Source organism: Variovorax sp. P4_D9, from assembly GCF_056401695.1.
Genome location: NZ_JBFUIU010000951.1, coordinates 1 through 3,140 on the forward strand (window position 1 = coordinate 1; position 3,140 = coordinate 3,140).

At 65.7% G+C, this 3,140-nt stretch carries 3 protein-coding genes; all 3 read right to left on the bottom strand.

What is annotated here, in order from left to right:
* Window positions 1-1,359 (bottom strand): hydrogenase large subunit (locus AC1DY5_RS48910; protein WP_478121548.1); only part of this gene is annotated, 1,359 nt, incomplete at its 3' end.
* 23 nt (window positions 1,360-1,382) lie between these two features.
* Window positions 1,383-2,948 carry a complex I subunit 5 family protein gene (locus AC1DY5_RS48915; protein ID WP_478121549.1) on the bottom strand — a complete coding sequence of 522 codons (1,566 nt, stop codon included), beginning with the start codon at window positions 2,946-2,948 and terminating at the stop codon, window positions 1,383-1,385.
* The coding region (locus AC1DY5_RS48920) for a hypothetical protein (RefSeq protein WP_478121550.1) at window positions 2,945-3,140 on the bottom strand (196 nt) is incomplete at its 5' end. The genes AC1DY5_RS48920 and AC1DY5_RS48915, both read right to left, overlap by 4 nt.

Here is a 3,140-nt window from a genome sequence, read left to right on the forward strand (position 1 = left end):
GTTCAACAGCGACGGATCCTGGACCTTGTAGTGAACGAGGCGCCCGTCGGCGCCTGTTTCCAGCGCTTGGACCACGGGCCCGCGGAAGCCTTCGCGCACCGAGACGCACAGCGTGCCAGGCGAAAGCGGTCCTACCGGCACGGGCGACGCGGCCATCAGGTCGAGCCCCGGCGCTTCGAGCGCCTGTGTCGCCCAGCGGACGGACTCGTCGATCTCGCGCATGCGAAGCTTCAGCCGTGCCCAGCAGTCACCCGTCTCCTCGGTTTGAAGCCTGACGGGATGGCTGGTGTACAGCCGCCCGGGCAGGCTGACGCGCATGTCAATGGCAATGCCGCTGGCGCGTGCCGCCAAGCCAACGAGCCCGATGTCTTGCGCCGTGCCCTTGCCGACGACGCCTACCCCCTGGAAGCGGGAACGGACGCTGCGCGCGCTGAGCATCAGGTCGTTGACCTCGGCGATGTCCTTCGCGAAGGCTCCGAGGGTGGCGAGCAAGTCCCGTCGCAGCGCATCGTCGATGCCGAACCGCACACCGCCCGGACGCAACCAGCCCCGGCCGAAGCGGCTGCCGCTGGCGCGCATCGACGCGTTGATGACCGCCGTGCGCAAGCGCCCATACGTGGCGCCGCCCTGCAGGAACGCGATGTCGGTGGCAAGCCCCGTGAGGCCTGCCAGATGCATGGCGACGCGCTCCAGTTCCAGCGCGATGCCGCGCACGATGTCCGACGCAATGCTCACCTGAACGCCAGCCAACGCTTCCACCGCGGCACAGTAGCCCCATGCATAGGCAATGCTGCTGTCGCCAGCGATGGACTCGACCAACGAGGTGAGTGCGAGCGGCGGGCGGCGCAGCAGGAGTGCCTCGACGCCGCGATGCTGGTAGCCGAGCTGGATTTCCAGGTGATGTACTTTCTCTCCGTGGCACATGAAGCGGAAATGTCCCGGTTCGATCACGCTCGCGTGGATCGGGCCGACCCCAACTTCGTGAACCTCCTGCCCGCGCACCTTGAAAAAAGGATACTCGGTCATGCGCTGCTGGCGAGGCCCTTCGTAGCGCACCGGCTTGAGCCAGGGATGTCCCACGGGCGTGAGTCCGGTCTGTTCCCACAGCTCCCGTTCGAACATCTGGACGGCGGGATGCCGCAGAGTGAGCGACGGGAATGACTCATGGTTCGTTGCGCGGCCGCGCACGATGTCGAGTCGCCCTCCATCGCCCTGCAGAATTGCCGTGACCACCACCGCATCGCTCGCGGCGGGGCGGCCGAACAGCGCGATCATGCGTTTGCCGCCGTCGAGGGCCTGTGCGCAGCAGTCCGCCCATGCGACCAAGCCGAGCGGTGCAATCTCTCGGGTCAGCACCATGGCGACCGGCTTCGCGGRTCCCATCATTGCCCGCCAATCGATTGCGCCACTTGCAGCAGCAGCTGGCTGATCGGGGCCGGTGTGTAGACACCGAGCAGGATGAGGACAACGACGAATCCAAGCTTGGGCATGGCAGTCACCCAGCTCTCCTTGATCGACGCACCTTGGCGGTCCGACGGTCCCCACAGCATCGGAAAAATCGAGCGGCCCGTCGCGACGAAGATGATCGTCAGCATCGTGCACATCATCGTGAATGCGATCAGGTTGCCCGACTGCACGATGCCCGACAAGATCAGCATCTCCGCCATGAAGCTGCCGAAGGGAGGGAAGCCCAGCAAGGCGAAGGTGCCCACGGCGAACAGCAATCCAGAGAACGGAAGCACCCGCATCACGCCGCTCAGTGCTTTGACTTCGTTGGTGCCGTAGACGGCCCGCAGCCGGCCTGCAGTGAGGAACAGCAGCGCCTTGACGAAGGCGTTGCTGACAACGTAGAGCAGGACGCCATATGCCGCCGCCTTGCCCACGGACAGCCCGATCGCGATCACGCCGGAGGAACTGACGCACGCATAGGCGATCAACCGCTTGTAGCTGCGCGCGGCCATGACTTGAATCGCTGCCACCGTCAGCGACAGGCAGCCCATGATCAGCAGCTGATAGGCTACAAAGCCGGTGTCCTGGACACGAAACACCTGCAGGATGCGGAAGACCGCGACCACGCTGATGTTGAACTGCACGGCGGCCAGCAGAGCGCTCGTGCTGGTCGGCGCTGCTTCGTAGGTCTCCGGCATCCAGCTGTACAGTGGTGCGAGGCCGAGCTTGCTGCCCAGCCCGAACAGCATCAGCGCCAGCCCGAGATGCTGCCAGGTGTCGCCGATGGTCGGCACGGCCGCCGCCATTTCGCCGAGCGCGAAATTGATCTCCACGCCCTGCAGATAGGCTGAGCGCGTCAGGCACATGATGCCCAGGAAGGTCAGCGCCAGCGAAATGCTCGAATACAGCAGATAGCGCCAGGCGACGCGATGCGGCGCCTTCGCGCTGCCCTGCGCGACCAGGGGTGCCGCGCACAAGGTGGTGAGCTCGATGAATGCCCACAACAGCAGCAGGTTGTTGGCCATCACCCCCAGGTTCATGGCCACCATGAACGCGAACGTGAGTGACGCCCTGGACAGTATGCGATTGGTCAGCGCTGCCGAGGTCCCCACGCGCGAGGCGATATAGACGCTGATGCCCAGGAAGACGCTGTTGATCACCAGCAGGAACAACAGCGAAGTCGCATCGAGCACGAAATAGCGCTGCGCGAAATAGAGCGGCAATTCGGTCAGCGGCGTGAGCACGAAGACGGTGACCCACAGCGCCAGGCTGGCCAGTGCCACCGCGACCAGCGCCGGGCCGATCCAGCGATGGCGTGCGCCCGAGTGCGAGCCTGCCGCAATGGGCTCCGCCCGGTTCATCGGTGCGCTCTGCGCCACGGGCGCGGACTCGCCGAGCGTGAGCGCGCCGGCCTCGCGACTGACGGGCGGCGGGCTCATTGGAATACCTTCGCGCAGCAGCGCTTCGGTATTCGCCTTCGGAGCGGCCGTGCGGCTCATGGGATTTCCTTCGCCACGTGCGACTTGCCGTTCGCTTCGCTCGGCTCGCGTGCGCCGACCAGCCAGCCGCCCACCCCGGCCGTGAGCAGGTAGATGGAACTCAGGGCGGCGTGCACCGGCAGTGGCCAGGGTTCGGGGAGCAGGGACTCAAACAACGCCAGCGTGTTTTCCATGAAGAGCACGGCCACCAAC